This is a genomic window from Nitrososphaerota archaeon (assembly GCA_016872055.1).
GTDB lineage: Archaea > Thermoproteota > Nitrososphaeria > Nitrososphaerales > Nitrosopumilaceae > Nitrosotenuis.
The window spans coordinates 178,970-197,198 of the sequence record VHBH01000001.1 but is presented as its reverse complement, the minus strand read 5'-3'; the positions used below and the strand labels follow the sequence as shown (position 1 = coordinate 197,198).

Below are 18,229 nucleotides of genomic sequence, written 5' to 3'. Positions count from 1 at the left end.
GTGCCATAGCAAACCCGTGAAAGTATTATTCTTTGCAGCATTAATTGTCTCTGGGTTTGGAATTGCGTTTGCAGAAAAAGGCACATTTGTTGATAGCATACAATTCATCCAGTATCTAGATGAGAGCACCGCAATCGAAGAGGTAAAAAAGAAAAACCTGGACATTTACTATTCGCGAATTCCAGCAGAGCTTATATCGGATACAGACACTAGCGACCTGAAAATATTTTACACGACCGGCGGGTCGTTTAGCTTACTTGTAAATCCAGCACAAGGAGACGAGTTCAATCCATTTTACTATCAAAAAGTGCGATTTGCATTGAATTATCTAGTTGACAGAAAGCTAATCGTAGATGAACTAATGTCTGGTCAGGGGGTCATGATGACATCAAATTATGGACCATTTGATCCCGACTTTCTAAATATTGTATCCGAGCTTGAAAAGTTCCACTTTAGATATAATCCAGAACTTGCAAATTCCATGATATCGGAGATAATGATAGAAGCAGGAGCACAAAAAATCGACGACAAGTGGATGTATAATGGGAAAAAAGTCTATGTGACGTTTTTTATTAGAAATGATGATCCAGTAAGAAAATCCATTGGCGAAGTAATATCATCCGAGCTTGAAAAGTTAGGCTTTACTGTGAGAAAAGACTTTGGAGATTTGAACAAGGCGTATGTTTTGGTGTATGGTTCTGATCCTGCTGAACTCAAATGGAGTCTATACACCGAAGGCTATGCCGGACGGTCTGCATTTGTAAAATATGATCCTCTAGGTCTAGCACAAATGTATTCTCCGTGGTATTCAAACATGCCTGGCTTTAACAATCCACAATACTGGAACTACAAAAACGAAAAACTTGATGATCTTACACAGAAAATCTATTCAAGCAATTATACTACATATGTTGAGCGAGCCGAGCTGATTCGTCAGGCAACAATTCTTGGTGTAAACGAGTCTGTGAGAATATTTCTAGCAGCCAAGGTGGATCCGTTTGTTGTAAACAAAAACGTAGATGGTATAATCAATGATTTTGGGGGAGGAATACAAACCAGATTTACACCAATCAACTCTAGGACAAACGATAATACACTCAAAATTGGCGTCAAGCAAATCTATCAGGGTGCGTGGAATCCAGTGCGGGGTCTGGCAGACGCATACTCCAAGAACATCTGGGACGTGCTGTATGATCCCGGGATGTTCAAAAATCCATATTCTGGCCAAAACTTTGCAGTCAGACAAGAATGGAATGTGAAAACAGCAGGACCTACAGGAAAACTAGATGTGCCAGACGATGCAATATTTTGGGACCCGACACTACAAAAATGGCAATCCGCTGAAGGTAAAAAGGCAAAAAGCAAGGTAACATATGATCTTCTCTGGTCAAACTGGCACAATGGTCAAAAAATGGACATGAATGATGTCCTGTATTCTCTTTATTTCACACAGGAATGGGGCTCTGCACAAACACAAAACGACAAGACATTTGATCCTGAATACACACCCACTGCAAGCCAGGCAGCAAAGACACTAGTTGCTGTCAGACCAATTGATGATAATACCATCGAAGTTTATGTTGACTATTGGCACTTTGATGAAACCGAGATTGCCGACTGGGGAGGAGTCTGGGTGACAATGCCCTGGGAGCCAATGGCGGCAATGGAGCGGGCAGTAATTGATGGTAAGGCCTCGTTTTCGAGAACTGACGCCCAAGCAAAAAACCTCAACTGGTTTTCCATGATTATTCCACGTGATGCAAAACTAATATCGAAATACCTAAAGGAATTTTCAGAGTCTGGCTATGTGCCGCCTGCGCTGGAAAAATTTGCCAATACTGCGCAATACTATGACTCTAGGTACCAGAGTACCATATTTTGGATAGAGGAGAAAAACCACGCAGTAATAAGCAATGGCCCATTCTACTTGGACAATTATTCTCCAGAGGCAAGGACAATTACTATTCATGCATTTGATGATGAGTCCTATCCGTTTTCTGTAGGACATTGGAGTAAATTTGAGCATGTAAGCCTGCCGCAAATAACATCAATTGATGTACCAGACAAAATAATACGCGGGCAAGACATTACAATTCCAATTAATACAGAACACTCGACTGATCTATATTATTTTGTAAATGACGCGTCCGGCACAGAAATCACAAGCGGTATAACACAAATTCAAAATGGATCTACAGAGATCTTGGTTGATTCTGAAATTACCAATACAATGATGATTGGAGGCCACGACATCAAAATCTATGCTATATCTGACTCTGTTTTCAGGCCTGACATTTACCTGACGAGCTTCTCTGCGGTGGACAAAATAGACGAGACCTACACTGAAACCATCATAGAATCAAAAAAACCAGAGGCTCAAAACAACTATGGGATAATTTCCATCATACTTGGCGCAATAATTGTAGCAGTCATTCTATATATTAGAAAATCACGTAAGTCGCGCACAAGCCACTGATATTTCATTCATAAAAATTCTAAAGCAACCTTATATCAAAAATCGCAAAAATAATTTCCAGTGAATTAACCTAAAAAATTGTGCTGGGTTGAGATAAAGAAGGTATGTGCACTTCTCTGGTAGCTTAGTCTTTACCATGTCACAAATAACATCCAAACCCACAACATTCTAGATTGATGCGGTACTGGAATCACATTTGAACTGAACATGATCTATTTGATAAAATATGGAAAAGAATGGTTTGCTTAATTGGAAATACTAGAAAGACAACTCGCTATAGATTTGAAAACCCAGATTTAAGATGATTTTCCAGTACTCTTGACAATATTGAATAATTGCCGAACTGCCATCTTCGGGTGACTGACTGCCATCTTGATTATACTAGTAAGACTGAAATCCGCCTTGATAAAGTCCAAAAACTCGTCCATGCTGAGCTCCTTTATGATGTCTAGTTCCTCGTCCCATTCTTTGTCAGAGAGTCTAATCCATCTAGCCTGGACCTTTGATGCCGACTCTATTTTTTTCTGGATTGCCTTTTTCCAGTTTTCCTCGTATGGCTTTAGGGATTTTTCTGACAGATCGCCGCTTAGAATTGCATTGGCTGCTACATCTCCTGCAACCCTACCAAATCGTATTGCATAGCGAATTCCTTCTAACACTAGCGGGTTTGCCTGCCCTGCTGTATCTCCCACTAGAATCAAATTATCATATACTGTTTTTCTTGTTAGTCCGTCGTTTGGAATCAATCCATAATGAAATTCTATCTGTGTGATTTTGCCAAGCTTGGAAATTGGCCCGAGTTTTTTTTGCATTATTTGTTCTAGACGCTCAGTTGGGTCCATTGTGGATTCTGGCTTTCCAATACCTACTCCGATTCGCACAATTTTACCACCCATTGGGAAAATCCACGCATAGCCTGCAGGAGAATAGTCCTGACCAACCATGAGCCACCAAGTGTCGGGGTCTGCATTTTCCACTTCGACTTCGTACTCTGCGCCGGCGCCAAACCGCTTCCACTGCGTTACCAATCCTAATGACTTTGCAACAACGCTTTGAAATCCACTAGCATCAATTACGATTTTTGCATGAAACAAAACCTCTTCCTTGTTTGACGTCGTGTGTAATGTTATTCCATGTGGATTTCGAATTGCATTTGTTACTGCAGTGCTTGTGTATAGTTCGACGTCCTGCTTTTTTGCCTTTTCAGCAAGCCATCGGTATGTCTTTCGAACATCTAGCACCGCGGCCATTGGGATATTGGATGATACGACGACCTCGTTTCCAGGTGAACAAAATCCGTAATTTTTGACCGGATTATAACAGTATTCCGGGATCTCAAATTCTCGTATGCTGTCCATCCAGGTAACTCCGCTTGTGCGAACAGTCTGTGCTACTGTTTCTTCTTTTTCCAGCAATGCCACGCGGGCACCAGTCTTTGCGGCAGAAAATGCGGCAGACGATCCAGCAGGACCTGCTCCCACTATAACAATATCATAGTTTATCTCTCTGACCAATACTAACCGCAACAATCTGCAAATATTATATTTTTACAAAATTAGCCTTTTGAATTCCGGCACCTTTTGTATTTGTTCAAAATCCACATCAGCGCATGCCTTGTACTTGTAGGAAAAATCAATGCTGGTTACCTTTTTTAGAACTTCGAGGCCTTCCGATATCTGGTAGTTTCGAATTAGGCTTGATGCCTTATTGTATAGGGTCAGTACGCTGTTTGGCTTATGCTGTAATATGATATCATAGCATTCAATTGCCTCTGCATATCTTTCCAAATAATGCAGTGCAAGGCCCTTGTTTATGAGGGCAAGTGCATTATTCGCCTCCACACTTAGTGCCTTGTCATAGCATTTTATGGCATCGGAATATCTGGCAAACTTGCCCAAAATATTTCCTTTTTTGATCAGTGCTGTCACATGGAATGGCTCTAGCAGTAGCACTTGATCAAATAATACGAGTGCCTTTTTGAAATTGCCAAGATTAAACTCGATGATTGCAGAATCGAAAATATCCAATTATTTTAGTAGCTGCTTGCCTTTTTGATCGGCTGAACGCTCTTCATCAAATGTGGACATGTGATTGGAATCGCGGTGCATGTAGCTGTGTCCTTCGCCTTGCCTTTTTCTGCAGAACTTTTTGTGGATTGCCTCTTCTATTTTGAGCGTATCCTCGTTTTCATGGAACATTTTCTTTCCACAGTCTTTGCAGATTATCTCTAGCATGTAGCTGCTCAACCTTCAAATCTATTTATTTATTGTGTGGTAAATCATACCATGGCAGAACTACAAGCAGCCCCGTTCATTATCTGGTGTACCATTACTGGCGTTTTCTTTTTAGTTACCGGCATATCATATCGCGCATATCTTGCAAAGAAAAAACTCGATCCTTCATTTTGATTTAGATAGGTATTCCAGTATTGCAGTATAGTCTAGACTACCAAATTCCTCTTCGGCTTCTTGATAAATCTGGTTTGCCTTTGTTGCCATGGGAAGATTTACTCCAAATGATTTTGCCGCCTCGTTGATTGTGTCGAGGTCTTTTTTTAGATTTGACAGCGTAAATGTCGGGGAATAATCATGCTTTAGCATCTTGTAGGCCTTGTTCTCACTCATTCCCGTCTTAAAATAAGTCGAGTTGAGAATCTCCAGAAAGGTCTCAGGTTTCATTTTTGATGCTCGCGCAAGCGTAATTCCCTCCGATATTGCCAGCGCAAGCATTGCTATCTGTAGATTCATTGCAAGCTTGACAGAATGAGCCGTGCCGTTTTGACCCAGGTAAAAGACCTTATTTGCAATATCACTGAAAAGTTTTTCGCATTTCTCAAATGTCGCTTTTTCTCCACCCACCATTATTACTAGGTCACCTGTGATTGCAACGTTTGGGCCCCCCATCACTGGCGTGTCACAAAACGGAATTCCCCTACCTGCAAATTCCCGCGCGATCTCTTTTGACGCTATTGGGTTTATTGTGCTCATATCACACACAATCAGGCCGTCATGCTTTCCGCACGCAATGCATTCGTCCCCAAATGCAACCTTTCTTACGGCATCTGCGTTTTTTACAATGCTAAACACAACATCGGAATTCTCTGAGACTTTTTTTGGCGAGTCCACAATTTTTGCACCGTTTTCTTCCAATTCTTTTGTCTTGGATCTTGTTCTGTTGTATGCAGTAACTGTATGTCCTCGCTTCAAAAGATTTAGGCCGACTGCATTCCCCAAAAGACCAGTGCCGACAATTCCTACTCGCACAAGAAAAATTGAAGCACTAGATTATTTGTGCTTTAGCGAAGCTCTTCCTCGGATACCTTCCATTTACCGCCCAACATTGGCGCAGTAAATGCTAGGCGTCCGATTACTTTATCTCCCTTTCTTACTAAGCCATAGTCCTGCTTTGACATTTTGAAGATTTTGTCTTTGGTTTTGTAGCCGCCCTCGATTACCTTGATTTTGAATCTTTTACTTGCCTTGATTACCAGTTTTCTGGCAACCTGAACATCACCAATCCATGAAAACATCTCAAAGGTGCCGAAGTTCTGTGTCTCTATTTCTTCGCCGTATAACCTTGCCTCGAATTTGAGTTTATCTTTTTTTGCCTCCTCGTTTAGCCAGTCAATTGCTTCTTGGCCGTATCCATCTTCTATGCCAAATGTCTCTGAGTCCATCTTCATGATACTGATTCCATAGATTCATCACTTATTCTATAATTATAAAAAGGGTTGAATGAAAAGTCAATTCAGATTAATCAATGCAGGACTGACACTGCTTTGTTATTTGGTATAATTGCAATACCTTCGTGCATCATAGAATCAAACAATGATGTGCTATCACAACGACACTGGTGGTAACGGAACTAGAAGAAGTTGAGGTAGAAGAGAGCACATCCTCTGGAAACAGCACATAAACACCCCACAAAATCACACCATTGATCTTTGTGAATCCATAGAAATGGGTGTAAACTAATCCACAATTCTATATAAGAATTTTTAATGCATCATAGATTAGTTTGACTCTTGGCCAGACTTTGGATTGCCCACGATAAGCAAAAAATGGATTTGGTTTATCCCTCCCATTAACATAGCAGCCGAAGGACTACATACGGCAATTCCACTCTTTGTTATACAATTGGGCGGGGGGATTCGTGAAGTCTCTATTATGATTGCAATTCATTATGGGGCCGCTGCACTTGGCTCGATTCTCTGGGGCAAAATTCTTGACAGGTATCATGCAAAAAAGGCAGTCCTACTTGTGTCTTTTTCTGTCATAATTTTGTGCTGCATGTGGCTGTATTTTACAAATGATCTTGGACCGCTCTACATTGTGGCTCCACTTTCTGGGTTCTTTTTGACTGCACGCAGTCCAGTAACTCAGATGCTCGTGATGGAAACTAGCATGAACAATCAGTGGAGCAGGTTGTTTGCTAGAACGTCTATTCTTTCCACGTTTGGTAGCCTTGGCGCAATGCTAATTGGCGCTGTGTGGAGCCTGTATTTTGATAGCCGGCAATACTTTGTAATATGTGCGATTGCAAGCGCAGTAGCACTTGGTATTTGTACGCAAATCAGCAAGACACATTTTCACATAGAGCTACACAATATTGCTTACTCGGTACATGGCGTACAGCATGCTTTTGGCCACTTTAGGTTACATCACCACTTTGTTTTTCCAAAAACCCCAAGCATACATGACTACAAGCATATTCTGTCTATCCTAAAGGGCAAAGTTTCACATGAGATCGGATTTCTATTTTTGGCAAACTTTTTGTTTTATTTTGGAAGCAACATCTACTTTACGGCGCTGACTCCATTTCTTAAAACACTAAAACTTTCGGACTCGACTGTATTTACTTTATATCTTATACAGACATCCATGATGGCTGCAATCTTTTTTGTAGCGCCCAAAATTATCTCAAGGCTTGGCGAGGAAAAAGCCACAATGCTTGCTTATTTGCCAAGGATCGCAGGTGTTTTGGTTGCGGCATTTTTTATCACAATGTTTTCTGGCCATGTCTTGTTATCATTTGCAATATTTTCGATGTGCCTGATGGTGATTGGGTTTTCCATATTTACCACTGCAAACTCGGTTTTACTCTTCAATGCAATCCCAAAAGGTTTTGAGGGTACGTATCTGGGTGTAAACAGCTCCATGGTAGGAATGGGTGTCTTTGGAGGTGCTCTGACTGCGGGATTTGTGGCTACGGCCTTTGATTATACAATGACCTTCATTGTGTCATCGGTTATCTTGCTTGGATCAGTAATCCTCTTTAGGTTCTATTTGAGCCACAGATTGTCGGAAAAATCTATTCACTAGTTCACGAAATCTTACCTTTCTCATCAAATGTATCCATAATTGTGGGATTTTTCTTGATTTAATCAGATGTTTTGATTTGTCTGCAAAGATGGGAATACTGTACCAATGATCATAAAAAAGATCAGCAACACAGAACACGCAATCAGGCTTCTTGCCATCAATCCCACGTGGTGTTTGATTTTGTATTTAGCTCTTGACAGGACTTGTGATTAATCCCTGAGTCTAGGAAATCACAAAACCACATCTAAAAATACGCCGCAATTGCATCCGTGGCATTGATAACAATTGACTGCCGTGAGGCAGAGCACCTCATGCACGAAATGGCAGTATTCGTATCTGATTGGCTAGGAGCAATTCCGACCATGAAGCTTCACGAATTCGTGGTCAGCACCATGGATGACAAGAAACTATACTCAGAATCCGTGGTCAAGGCAATAAGGGAGTTTTTTGCCTCAATAGGCGAGACCTCAAACTATGGAGTATTGCCAAAAGACGAGATAATCATGATAAAATCAATCCATGAGGGGACAATAAAAAAAGAAAAGCCTGCAAACTCTATGTTCTCATGCAGTCATTGCGGTTACGTTACCCCATACGAAGTGTTATTGCAAAACCACATGAAAATACATTATTTCTGATGAACCAGAAATTTGCGCCTAAGGTGGGGAATGCCAGATTCTAGGACAAAATCGTACTGGGGAAACAATACTCGATAATGCTTGGCAAAACTTACTGCTGCAGTGTGTGTGTGGAATATCGTTCTAAGATCCAAATTTGCTTGCCTTCCAAGCTTGTCGTATATGACTAGTCTGTATGGCTGTGGAAGCTCACATCTTCTTGTAAAAAACCACAATGTCCCAAGAACTCCGACAAACAATCCTGTTATGATCTTGTCAAGCATGGTTTTATGGGGAATTTTTGATATTTAGGATTGTCTTTTCTAGGAATTTCTTATATGGTATAGTGCTGATATTGTATCATGGAAGAAAAAACAGACAAGGTCGCTTGCGAGTCCTGCCCACTTGACTCTATACCAAAAATGATTGCAAGACTCTTCAGGAAAAAATAATTGGAAGAACCCTTTTAACTTATTTTAAGAATATTCCAAAAATGGCAAATTCACTACGATTGGTCTTTTCAAATTATGGGTATATTGGCCTTTCAGGTATGGTCTTTATTGTAATGTTCATGGTGTTGTCTACCCTGTCGGAGTTTGTATTCTTTGAGCCGTACTTTATTTTTTACATTCCGGATGATCGAATACTCAGCTTTGCACTAGTAATCGGGGTTTCAAGTATGTCCTCACTTGTCATACCAATGAATGTCTATTTGATAAAATTGGTACAAAAAGTAAAGCGCGCAAGTGGTGGAGTCATAGGTTCCATTATTGGCGCATCTGCCGGAGCATGTAGTTGTGGTCCTGTGGGGGTTTCAATAATATCGACATTTGGCACAATTGGTGGGACTGCAACTGCATTTCTGACCACCTATGAGGTACCTCTGAGGATTCTTTCGCTTGGAATATTGGGTCTTGCCTACTATCAAACAACGAAGTCTTTACGAAACAATTGTAGTATTAAAAATTAGAATCGTGTGAATCATACATGAAGGGAAAGACACGAGATATGCACAAAGGAGGTAGCCCTCAAAGAACATCCTAGACTCTGATGATGATTATTCCCATGACTTGATCCTAGCAAATGCACCGTCTGGCGTAACTAGCCCTGCAAACTTCTCCATGTGGATTATCTTTGAGAGTATTTCTATTCCTGTTATGGTTCTGATGCTTGGCTTGGAAAAATACGAGTTTGCGTCAACTGCATAGATCTTGCCTGACTTTACCGCCCTGAGATTTCGCCATCCTGGGTTTTTTTGCAGACTTGTAGTGCATTCCGATATGGTCCTTTTTGTGTCGAATCCGCAGGGCATCATGATTATGATGTCTGGGTCTGCTGATATTACTTCATCTAATGTCATTTTTCTAGAGTGCTCGCCAGCACTGCTTATCAGATTTGTGCCGCCTGCAATTTGCACCATTTGCGGGACCCAATGACCTGACGTGAAAAACGGCTCTACCCACTCTATGCATAACACCTTGGGCCTTGTGGTATAGCTTTGATCTTTGATTCGATTGATTCTTTTTTGGAGTGACTCGATTAGTGCCTTTCCATGACTTTCCCGGCCAATCTTTTTTGCAATTGTATCCACACTGGATAGGATATCATCAATACTGTGTGGATCAATTACTTCTACCTCTGGCCTTTTTTCTAAAATCTCTAGCGCTCGATTCACCTCTTTTGTGTATGCAGAACACACGGCACATGTTCCCTGACCTATTATGAGGTCGGGTTTGGCATTTTTGATATTGTCTTCATGCACTAGAAAAATTGGCGCGTCCGTCTTTGCAAGCTCGGTTACCTTTGCGTCGATTTGGCGACTAGTCATTATCTCTGGATCAAAGACGGATCTGATAACGCGAGGCTTTTGTCTTGCCTCCTCTGGATAATTACACTCGTGTGTGACCCCGACCAGTTCATCTCCAGCTCCAAGCTCAAAGACAAGCTCAGTTGCGCTTGGAAGAAAAGAGACAATCCTCATTGATATGATTGAATCAAATCTACAATATGTCGTTTTTGGGTAGCACTACATCAACGAATCATGCTAAATAATACGCATCCTAAAACGCCTCGTGGAGCCAACCGCAGCAAACATTCGCAAGTCAATAGAAAAAAACTGGAATGAATATCTCTCTAAATATGGGAATCTGTTTTCATCCAGTTCAGTTTCTGGTTCCAGTCCACCCTCTGTCTTTGTAGGGTCTTTTGACTATCCAAAAGTGGGTGTAGGCCCGATGGTTCCTCCAATTCATGGAGACACAAGCCTGCTTGATTCGCCAGAGCGATGGCTTGGAAAAACCTTGGAGGAAATTGTGAACTTTAGACTAAATCTGGTTCGTGGAACTCAAAATGTTTCTGTGAGTAATCCTCAAGGTCGCTACATTGAGAATCTACAAGAGCTTGCAATGTCGTCAAACACACCGGACTCTGAAATCACATTTTACAAAAATACTACACCTACTACATTTATTGACGGCGAGTCTGCACCATTTGGCCCAATAGGTGAGATAAAATCGGCAAAATTTTCAGGTATGTCAACATCCAAGCCAGTTGAAAAAGCCTACTATGACAGAGACCTAAAGGCCCAAGATGCAGTTTTAGTCTTGTATAATTCCGGAATAGAGGTTTCAAAGATCCAAAAATGCTTCTCCATTGGAATGTTTGGCAAATACCGCAAGCTAGTACCAACACGTTGGAGCATTACTGCAACCGATGACATGATATCAAAAAATCTAGTCGATGAAATTTTAGATTATTCCGAGATTGATTCGTATCTTGTATTTACGCACGAACACTTGGGAAATCTGTTTTCTGTATTGTTGTTTCCGCATAGATGGATTTACGAAATGCAAGAAGCTTGGCATACCGACAAGGGAGAAATTGGATTCGGTTCAGACGCAGAAGACGCAAACGGGCTGGATCATTATCCTAGTATTGCAGGTGCATATTTTGCTGCAAAGCTTGGAATAGCGGAATACCTCTCAAAGAAAAAAATACAAGCCGGTGTCTTGGTTTTGCGAGAAATACAACCGGAATATGCAGTTCCGGTTGGGGTGTGGCAGGTCAGAGAGGCAATCCGAACTGCAATGAACAAAATACCGACTTTGGTGGATACCCTGGATCAGGGGATTGATCTTGCATGCAAAAATATGAGCATAAGCAAAAATGAATGGCTTGCCAAGGGAACTATACTAAAGATGCTAAAACAAAAAACAATTACGGATTTTTTCTGATTTTACTATTATAACTACGGATAATTCATACTTAATGATTAAATTCATTTATGGTAATTCCATTCATGAAACATGTCTACAACGATCAAGCAATCACTTCATTTTGTTTAGTACACCAAGTTAAACTCCAAGGGGCAAACAAATAACATGGTACAAGCAAGCGCCCCACTACCACCAGCGCCAGTTCTGATGACCTGCTTTGGTCACTGTGGAATTGGTCTTGGAGCAGAATCCTACCGTAGATTACTGCTTGATGTTGGCGCCGATCCACTAAAGCCTGTTCTCAAGGACACAAAGGACGAGTCCAGAATCCTAAAAAGATATGGAAGCACAATCCTTCGATTCCCAGGCGCATATACTGGTGGAGAAACACCGCTAATTCCAAGAGCATTACTAGTAGACTTGGACCCAAGGGCTGCAAATCTCATTTTACAGTCATATCCTGACCTTTTTGCGTTGCGTGACAAGCATGTGATACATGGTGCTGGAGGTGCCGCAAGAAACTGGGCAGAAGGACGCTCTAGATTCAAAAACGAAGTCACCCAAAAATGGGACTTTGGAAAACAATTATCAGCATTATCGCCAGAACAAGTCCGAGGCTATACTGTTCCGTTTGCAATGGGTGGCGGTACTGGAAGCTCTTTTGCTTGCTCGTTTATCGAATTTATTAGAAGCAACACCAAGGAACACGCAACAATTGCAACACTAGGGCTGTTGCCAGAATTTGGCTGGGACCCAGTCATATTGGAAGCAGCTGCAATCAATATAGTAATGAATCTGGAATACCAAATCAAGTATTCTGACTGTTCAATACTATTTTCAAACAAACGACTGCGCGAAGTTGCCCATAAGTATGAAAAACGAGTGGACAAGATTCCATCTATAATAGATGATCTGCCGAAGGAACACGAAGTAGGATGGAAAGACTACAAGGGTATGAATCTGATTGCTGCAAACGCAATCTCCATGTTCATTTCTTCATTTGCCAGAGAAACAGAATGGGACATGTCAAATTATAGAACCTGGCTTGCAACAAAGAGACCCAAATTTGCAATTCCATGGGTCATACCTGTATTGCCTGATGAAGACCAGTGGAACCTCAACACCATTACTGGTAACAAGCACAACACAATGGATAGTATCATTGAGAATCTAAACAAAAAGCAGGATGCGATTCTATTCGATATTGATGAGACTGACATTCGCAATTATGGCGGAGCAAAGGACTCTTGCTGTGCACTAGTTAAAGTAAAAGGCGAATTTGACATCAAAGAGCGCGAATTGCTCAAGAGACTCATCAAGGAGAGATTCAACATTGAGGATTCCAGAATGATATTTATCAAAATTCCAATCATGGATAAAGAACAGGCAAACATCACAATTCTTGTCAATACAAAGGCAATAGGGCCAAAGGTGCTAGAGATTGCCCGCGAGGCAGAAGAAGCCTGGGATGCATACAAGGATGAATACGGAAGATGGGGCCTGACCACTGAAGATTTCAAACAATCTCTGATGGACGTAGTTCACCAGTTTAGCCAGTGAGGGTATAATGTCTGATTTTATCTATCTTGAGGAACTTGCCGGTCAGATCAAAGCAAATAGGAAATACCTTGTGCAAATAGAAGACGAACTCAAAATAATAAACATGAATCTCCATGAAATCCCACTCAAGAAGCCAACAGAATCTGCGTTTGCAAAAATGATTGGAACAGAATATGACGACCAGCAGGCAAATCTAGAAAAGACCAAATCAAACTTGGAGACAAAAAAAGAAGAACTATCTACATCCATCAAAACCGACACTGCAAAATTTATCAACGACATGACGTCCCCAGAGCTGGTAATTCCACTTGATCCAAAACCCATGTTCAAGGACGGGCGAGTCATGTATCAGTACAAGAACCAAACCAAATTCCATAATCTATTCGATTTTCTATCGGAATTACTTGGATTGTCTGCACCATTAGTTATCAAGGATGTATTGTTGTCATCAACTGAGGTCATAGTCAAGGTCTCAAACGAATACGAGGCAAAGCAGAAATTCATCAGCTCGATGAGCGAGATCCAAAAGACACTTACTATAAAGAAGAAATAATTGGTTTTTATTCAAATCAAGATTCCTCTAATCATTGCAAAACAAATCTCTGACATTTGCTATTATTATCATAATCAGCCCAGTTCTCTTTGCTCTGGCTTACCAACCTGACTCGTTTTCACTAAGCTGGAACCAAGGTAGGGGTGGCTGGCTCTTTGCAATGGCATTCATTGTGGCAGAGCTACTCGGAATCAAGACCATAGTTTCCCAAAAACGAGTCATAGCAACAATTCCATTTGCAGCTGCAGTCTTTGCGTATTTGATAGCCCTTGATCATGGCCTCAGGCAATATGTACAGGATAGTGCCCAATACTATAACGTAAGTCTGATTCATTCCTGGACATGGCTTTGGGACTTTGTGATAATGGCAGCGTTTGTAATTGCCGCTGTGACCATATTGTTTGGAAAAAGATGGATTAGAATTGCGCCGGCAGGCCCGATTTTTCTATGTGGTAGCGCAATTATTCTTTCACTGGATGCGTTTTTCCCGTACGATACACTCGGACCGTTACAATACATCGTGCCATATTTGGTCAAGGCAAACGTGGAGATAATCAAGTTCTTTGATCTAGGAACTGCAATTGCGCGTAACAATCTGATGTTTCTCAAAGGCGAGCATGGCTCCATGGCACTGCAGGTATTTTGGCCGTCTGCGGGTGTACATTCGGTTATTATCTTTTCCTTGGTTATGATGGCATTTTTACTAAAGATGAATATTGCACCAAAGCGAAAGGCGATGTACTTTGCAATAGGAATTGCAGGAACAATCTTTGTCAACATGATTAGAATATTTTCGTTATCACTATTTGCCCTCAAGGTTTCTACAAACCCAGTCGAATTTGAGGAATTTCACGGAATCGCAGGAGAGATTATGTTTCTCCCATGGCTCTTTGCGTATTTGTTTGCAGTAACTGCAATAGAGACCAAGCGCATCAAAAAAATGGCAGCTTAGAAGAAATTCTCAATCGATCTTTGACCAGTAACATCGGACAATTCCGATATTCTAATTCCGAGCCTTCGCACACTTTGGTCCTGATCAGCTAGGGCTTCTTGGAGTAAAATAACAGCAGTCTTTTTGAGCTCATCCAGACTTGATGTTGGGTTTTTGAGCATTTTTGATTTTGTCTTATTGGATAAATCAGACTGGACAAACTGGATTCCAACGGACTTGAATGTTTTTTTGTGTTTTAGTATTGTTTCGTGCAGATCTGCGCAAATCTCATCCAGTGCACCTAAAAGAAAGGATAAGTCCTTTGAATCCTGCTTTAGCGTTATGATTCTGGAATATTGGACTGCTGGCGCCCGCTCTGACACGATATCATCATCAATTCCGCGGGCGGCATTGTAGATGTATGAAGCAATTTTTTTGCCAAACATATTGTTTAGGGTAAACACATCAAGCCTTACCAGATCCGATATTGTCTTGATGTCTAATTCTGCGAATTTTTCTCCAGTAACCTTGCCTATTCCAGGGATATCACCTACATTCAGATGTGCCAAAAACGATCCTGTCTTTTCCGGCTCGACAACTGTAAGTCCGTCAGGCTTTCTAAAACCCGATGCAATCTTTGATACTAGCTTGTTAGCAGAAATCCCAACAGTGCAAGTCATTTTTAGTTCGGCACGGATTTGGTTTTTTAACTGTTGGGCTAAGTGCGTGGCAATGGTAAAGCTGCCCTCTGATTTTTTTGTGACATCCAAGTATGCCTCGTCGCGCCCGACATACTCGAATACATCAGCATATGACTTCATTATCTCCATTGCCTTCTGCGAAATATCGGAATAATACGGAAAGTCCGCTGGCAAAAATACAGATTCTGGAATCTCCCTTAGCCTTGCCTTTGCAAACTTGATTGGAATACCGGACTTTACACCATATTTTCTTGCAATATAGTTGGCAGTGGCAATTGCACCGCTATCCCCACCCCTGTCTGAGAAAATACAAACACAGACCGGCTTGGTCTTGAGTGTCTGGTTTCTAATCTCTTCACACTGGGCAAAAAAATAATCAAAGTCAATGTGAAATATCACACGCATGATACCATTACGTAAAAAATCCTTATTACAATATCGCCAAGCTGAGTCTAAATAACAGATTTTACGGATATTCTTATGGGATATCCACTGGTTCCTGACGAAAAAGGAATCAAAATCATCGCCCAAGAAATGGAACCAGAGAAAATGTATTATTGCTATCACAACAACAAAGTCATGCTGGTATACAAAGACGAGCAAGAATTTCTCAACTGTTACGAAATAGAGGAAGAAGACATCGTCTCAATAGTAAAACAGTGCAAAAACCCAGAAGAAATAGAAAAAATAATCAATGATTATTTGGCCAAAAATAACTTAAGCATTAAATAAAAGCAAAAGGGCAACATAGCAAATCATGAGCGAGTCTGACAAGCCAACCGAAGCACAAGAAATTTTGGAAGATTCACAAAAGATGCGAACAGAAGCGGATGAAAATGCAAAAAAGACACGTGACGTGATTTTTGTCGGCCTAAAGCCTATCATGACATATGTTACAGCGACGCTCACTCAGCTTTCCACTCAACCAGTGGTAACAATCAAAGCTCGCGGGCAGCGAATTACGCAGGCAGTGGATGTGTCCCAGATGATAGTAAAGCGCATGAACACTGTGGGATATTACATCAAAGACGTCAGGATTTCTTCTGATTCACTACAATCCCAAGATGGCAAGACTCGTAACGTATCCACAATAGAAATTGATGTTTCAAAAGAGTAATTATTACAAATTATCCATAGTCGGTGGAATCATAATTATTGCATCACTTATCATGTTTCAGAATTTCAACTCGTGCCAAGCAAGACAATTCGCAATAATTGATGAGACAATCCAGTACGAATCCACCATGGATTATTCCATGTGCGTGTCTTTGGCAGAAAAAATCCAGACCCTAAACGCAGAATGCCCATCCAACCTAGAAACCTTACAGTGTGGCTAGAGAACATCCAGTAGAAAAGTTACTCCAAAGTAAACCAGAAAAGCATTGATCCCAAGTATGAATATTTTGTAAGATTTTCCAGAAAGGAATTTTGCACTCTTTGCTGATGATGCCGAGACAAACGTCAACCATGCATAGTCCATCCAGACGTGCAGTGCAAACATCATCAGGATTCCCCAAAACGACCATATCACCATGGCATCCAAAATCAGCTTGACTCCAATAGTAAACCACCAAACCAAAAAGAAAGGGTTGAGACCCGTAAGCAAAACCCCGGTAAGCAACGGCCCATACTTGGAGTCTCTTGTGACTGTTCCCCTGAGTACTGATCTTATCTGCAATCCGGCAAACCCAAAGATGCTTGCCGCGCCAAGTATTGTTATTATGATTCGAAATTGCGGAAAACTCTCAACCGTCAAGACCCCAAGGCCAATTAGCAACACGAGTGGCAGCTCTATTATGGTATGACCTATAGCAATCTTAAATCCTGCAACCCTCTGTCTCAGGCCGCTTGAGATTGTAGAGGCAAAAAGCGGTCCTGGCGCCATCACACCAGAGGCAGAAACCACAATGACTGTAGCAACAAACGCAAAAAATTCTTGCATCTAGCCGTACATAGAGCCGCGCAGCGCCCTCGTTTCCTTCTCTGTTTCCTTGATCTGTTTTTCTGCTACTTCGGCCTGCTTTCTCATCATGGATAGATCACATGACACTCCAGGCAGAATCTTGGACATTGCTATGCACAAGTCAGCACTAGATCCAAAGTCTGGACCTGCCTCATCCACGTTCACCAAAACAACAATGACGTTTTGGCCGTACAGCATTCCCTGGTTTAGCAGCTCCCCTGGAATTCCGGGAATCGTGCCATTTTGCAGTACCATCATTCCGGCCTGCTTTATTTTCTCTCGCGCCTCTTGGGTGCTTCCGGCCGCAATTGTCTGTTTTTTGTCATTATCTGCTAGGTTCATAGGCGATGAGCTGACCACTAAAGAACACTTGTGCTTTTTTGCCCAAAGCAGCATCATTTTTGCAATTGTTCTGTGATACGGCTCGCTAACTGTCAGATATGATGAAAACACTCCAACCTTTAGTGACGGGCTGACGTAGATTCTGGTTGCATAGCTAGGAACTCCGTCCTTTAGTATTGATACAGTTGGAAAATCGTAAGAGTCGACAAATCCGACCAACTCATAATCATTTCCGTGCATCAGTGACTCGCTTGCAATTGCGCTGGTAAATCCTACTGATGGAAATCCATCGATGAGATATCCTCCCTCTATGCTAATTGGCTTGGTCTCCTTGACCAATAACTTTGGGGCCATGATGTTTTTTGCGAAAAATCATTGATATACTTTGTCCATATTTTGACCGAAAACGAAGTGTAAAAGGTATGGCAATCTTCTGAACCTGGCATGTTTTTCGGGTAGGATAGTTTGAAAACTTGCAAGGAAATGATACTAGTGAAGAAAAAATCACAATAATGGCTCTCAGTATATCCACCAGAGCAGGCAGAGCGAT

Annotated in this window: 21 protein-coding genes; 11 read left to right on the top strand and 10 right to left on the bottom strand. The window is 41.4% G+C overall.

Annotated features, from left to right (window positions below; genetic code table 11):
- The first annotated feature begins 16 nt into the window (after nucleotides 1-16).
- Nucleotides 17-2,476, top strand: a complete 2,460-nt coding sequence (locus FJ354_01100; GenBank protein ID MBM3905269.1) for an ABC transporter substrate-binding protein — start codon at nucleotides 17-19, stop codon at nucleotides 2,474-2,476.
- A gap of 296 nt (nucleotides 2,477-2,772) precedes the next feature.
- On the opposite strand, the gene FJ354_01095 is transcribed toward FJ354_01100, so the two are convergent.
- The 5 genes from FJ354_01095 to FJ354_01075 all read right to left on the bottom strand — a co-directional run bounded on the left by FJ354_01095 (nucleotide 2,773) and on the right by FJ354_01075 (nucleotide 6,152).
- On the bottom strand, nucleotides 2,773-3,990 hold the full coding sequence (locus FJ354_01095; protein MBM3905268.1) for an NAD(P)/FAD-dependent oxidoreductase: 1,218 nt from the start codon (nucleotides 3,988-3,990) through the stop codon (nucleotides 2,773-2,775).
- Nucleotides 3,991-4,023: 33 nt separating this feature from the next.
- Complete coding sequence (locus tag FJ354_01090) at nucleotides 4,024-4,503, bottom strand: tetratricopeptide repeat protein (protein ID MBM3905267.1); 480 nt, start codon at nucleotides 4,501-4,503, stop codon at nucleotides 4,024-4,026.
- The gene (locus FJ354_01085) at nucleotides 4,504-4,710 is read right to left on the bottom strand and encodes a hypothetical protein (GenBank protein MBM3905266.1); all 207 of its coding nucleotides are present in this window, start codon (nucleotides 4,708-4,710) and stop codon (nucleotides 4,504-4,506) included.
- 165 nt (nucleotides 4,711-4,875) lie between these two features.
- On the bottom strand, nucleotides 4,876-5,748 hold the full coding sequence (locus FJ354_01080; GenBank protein ID MBM3905265.1) for an NAD(P)-dependent oxidoreductase: 873 nt from the start codon (nucleotides 5,746-5,748) through the stop codon (nucleotides 4,876-4,878).
- A gap of 23 nt (nucleotides 5,749-5,771) precedes the next feature.
- A complete protein-coding gene (locus FJ354_01075; GenBank protein ID MBM3905264.1) occupies nucleotides 5,772-6,152 on the bottom strand; it encodes a hypothetical protein in 381 nt (126 codons plus the stop codon).
- Nucleotides 6,153-6,540: 388 nt separating this feature from the next.
- Here FJ354_01075 and FJ354_01070 point away from each other — a divergent pair, with 388 nt between their 5' ends.
- Together FJ354_01070 and FJ354_01065 are read left to right on the top strand one after the other, a co-directional pair.
- Nucleotides 6,541-7,797: an MFS transporter gene (locus tag FJ354_01070; GenBank protein ID MBM3905263.1), complete on the top strand. Its 1,257-nt coding sequence runs from the start codon at nucleotides 6,541-6,543 to the stop codon at nucleotides 7,795-7,797.
- 269 nt (nucleotides 7,798-8,066) lie between these two features.
- The gene (locus FJ354_01065; GenBank protein ID MBM3905262.1) at nucleotides 8,067-8,435 is read left to right on the top strand and encodes a C2H2-type zinc finger protein; all 369 of its coding nucleotides are present in this window, start codon (nucleotides 8,067-8,069) and stop codon (nucleotides 8,433-8,435) included.
- Here FJ354_01065 and FJ354_01060 read toward each other — a convergent pair.
- Nucleotides 8,426-8,698 (bottom strand): hypothetical protein, encoded by a 273-nt coding sequence (locus FJ354_01060; protein ID MBM3905261.1) that lies wholly within the window; start codon nucleotides 8,696-8,698, stop codon nucleotides 8,426-8,428. The two genes, FJ354_01065 and FJ354_01060, sit on opposite strands and share 10 nt — an antisense overlap.
- Nucleotides 8,699-8,907: 209 nt before the next feature.
- Here FJ354_01060 and FJ354_01055 point away from each other — a divergent pair, with 209 nt between their 5' ends.
- Entirely contained in the window at nucleotides 8,908-9,384 is a 477-nt protein-coding gene (locus FJ354_01055) for a hypothetical protein (GenBank protein MBM3905260.1), read from the top strand.
- Between the two features lie 87 nt (nucleotides 9,385-9,471).
- Here FJ354_01055 and FJ354_01050 read toward each other — a convergent pair whose 3' ends face one another.
- A complete protein-coding gene (locus FJ354_01050; GenBank protein ID MBM3905259.1) occupies nucleotides 9,472-10,404 on the bottom strand; it encodes a cobalamin-binding protein in 933 nt (310 codons plus the stop codon).
- An 82-nt stretch (nucleotides 10,405-10,486) separates the two neighbouring features.
- Between FJ354_01050 and FJ354_01045 the strand changes: the two genes are divergently transcribed.
- From FJ354_01045 to artG, 4 genes are all read left to right on the top strand, one after another.
- The gene (locus FJ354_01045; GenBank protein ID MBM3905258.1) at nucleotides 10,487-11,647 is read left to right on the top strand and encodes a hypothetical protein; all 1,161 of its coding nucleotides are present in this window, start codon (nucleotides 10,487-10,489) and stop codon (nucleotides 11,645-11,647) included.
- A gap of 147 nt (nucleotides 11,648-11,794) precedes the next feature.
- Nucleotides 11,795-13,189: a cell division protein FtsZ gene (locus tag FJ354_01040; protein MBM3905257.1), complete on the top strand. Its 1,395-nt coding sequence runs from the start codon at nucleotides 11,795-11,797 to the stop codon at nucleotides 13,187-13,189.
- Nucleotides 13,190-13,196: 7 nt separating this feature from the next.
- The gene (locus tag FJ354_01035; protein ID MBM3905256.1) at nucleotides 13,197-13,742 is read left to right on the top strand and encodes a hypothetical protein; all 546 of its coding nucleotides are present in this window, start codon (nucleotides 13,197-13,199) and stop codon (nucleotides 13,740-13,742) included.
- 34 nt (nucleotides 13,743-13,776) lie between these two features.
- Nucleotides 13,777-14,694, top strand: coding sequence for a thaumarchaeosortase (gene artG / locus FJ354_01030; GenBank protein MBM3905255.1), 918 nt, complete (start codon nucleotides 13,777-13,779; stop codon nucleotides 14,692-14,694).
- Here artG and dinB read toward each other — a convergent pair.
- Nucleotides 14,691-15,779: a DNA polymerase IV gene (gene dinB / locus FJ354_01025; protein ID MBM3905254.1), complete on the bottom strand. Its 1,089-nt coding sequence runs from the start codon at nucleotides 15,777-15,779 to the stop codon at nucleotides 14,691-14,693. The genes artG and dinB overlap by 4 nt on opposite strands.
- Nucleotides 15,780-15,854: 75 nt before the next feature.
- On the opposite strand from dinB, the gene FJ354_01020 reads away from it, so the two are divergent.
- From FJ354_01020 to FJ354_01010, 3 genes are all read left to right on the top strand, one after another.
- On the top strand, nucleotides 15,855-16,106 hold the full coding sequence (locus FJ354_01020) for a hypothetical protein (protein ID MBM3905253.1): 252 nt from the start codon (nucleotides 15,855-15,857) through the stop codon (nucleotides 16,104-16,106).
- Between the two features lie 82 nt (nucleotides 16,107-16,188).
- Nucleotides 16,189-16,491, top strand: a complete 303-nt coding sequence (locus tag FJ354_01015) for a DNA-binding protein (protein MBM3905252.1) — start codon at nucleotides 16,189-16,191, stop codon at nucleotides 16,489-16,491.
- Nucleotides 16,475-16,711, top strand: a complete 237-nt coding sequence (locus FJ354_01010) for a hypothetical protein (protein ID MBM3905251.1) — start codon at nucleotides 16,475-16,477, stop codon at nucleotides 16,709-16,711. The genes FJ354_01015 and FJ354_01010 overlap by 17 nt, the downstream gene beginning before the upstream one ends.
- Here the strand turns inward: FJ354_01010 and FJ354_01005 are convergent.
- Nucleotides 16,708-17,316 (bottom strand): lysine transporter LysE, encoded by a 609-nt coding sequence (locus tag FJ354_01005; protein MBM3905250.1) that lies wholly within the window; start codon nucleotides 17,314-17,316, stop codon nucleotides 16,708-16,710. The two genes, FJ354_01010 and FJ354_01005, sit on opposite strands and share 4 nt — an antisense overlap.
- The gene (locus FJ354_01000; GenBank protein MBM3905249.1) at nucleotides 17,317-18,033 is read right to left on the bottom strand and encodes a proteasome assembly chaperone family protein; all 717 of its coding nucleotides are present in this window, start codon (nucleotides 18,031-18,033) and stop codon (nucleotides 17,317-17,319) included.
- Between the last annotated feature and the right edge of the window lie 196 nt (nucleotides 18,034-18,229).

Excerpts from the sequence above, each read along its gene's own strand:
- FJ354_01015 (MBM3905252.1), top strand. The coding sequence starts at position 16,189 with ATGCGAACAGAAGCGGATGAAAATGCAAAAAAGACACGTGACGTGATT.
- FJ354_01000 (MBM3905249.1), bottom strand. The coding sequence starts at position 18,033 with ATGGCCCCAAAGTTATTGGTCAAGGAGACCAAGCCAATTAGCATAGAG.
- FJ354_01075 (MBM3905264.1), bottom strand. The coding sequence starts at position 6,152 with ATGGACTCAGAGACATTTGGCATAGAAGATGGATACGGCCAAGAAGCA.
- FJ354_01010 (MBM3905251.1), top strand. The coding sequence starts at position 16,475 with ATGTTTCAAAAGAGTAATTATTACAAATTATCCATAGTCGGTGGAATC.
- FJ354_01055 (MBM3905260.1), top strand. The coding sequence starts at position 8,908 with ATGGCAAATTCACTACGATTGGTCTTTTCAAATTATGGGTATATTGGC.
- FJ354_01020 (MBM3905253.1), top strand. The coding sequence starts at position 15,855 with ATGGGATATCCACTGGTTCCTGACGAAAAAGGAATCAAAATCATCGCC.
- FJ354_01085 (MBM3905266.1), bottom strand. The coding sequence starts at position 4,710 with ATGCTAGAGATAATCTGCAAAGACTGTGGAAAGAAAATGTTCCATGAA.
- FJ354_01005 (MBM3905250.1), bottom strand. The coding sequence starts at position 17,316 with ATGCAAGAATTTTTTGCGTTTGTTGCTACAGTCATTGTGGTTTCTGCC.
- dinB (MBM3905254.1), bottom strand. The coding sequence starts at position 15,779 with ATGCGTGTGATATTTCACATTGACTTTGATTATTTTTTTGCCCAGTGT.
- FJ354_01035 (MBM3905256.1), top strand. The coding sequence starts at position 13,197 with ATGTCTGATTTTATCTATCTTGAGGAACTTGCCGGTCAGATCAAAGCA.
- FJ354_01060 (MBM3905261.1), bottom strand. The coding sequence starts at position 8,698 with ATGCTTGACAAGATCATAACAGGATTGTTTGTCGGAGTTCTTGGGACA.
- FJ354_01040 (MBM3905257.1), top strand. The coding sequence starts at position 11,795 with ATGGTACAAGCAAGCGCCCCACTACCACCAGCGCCAGTTCTGATGACC.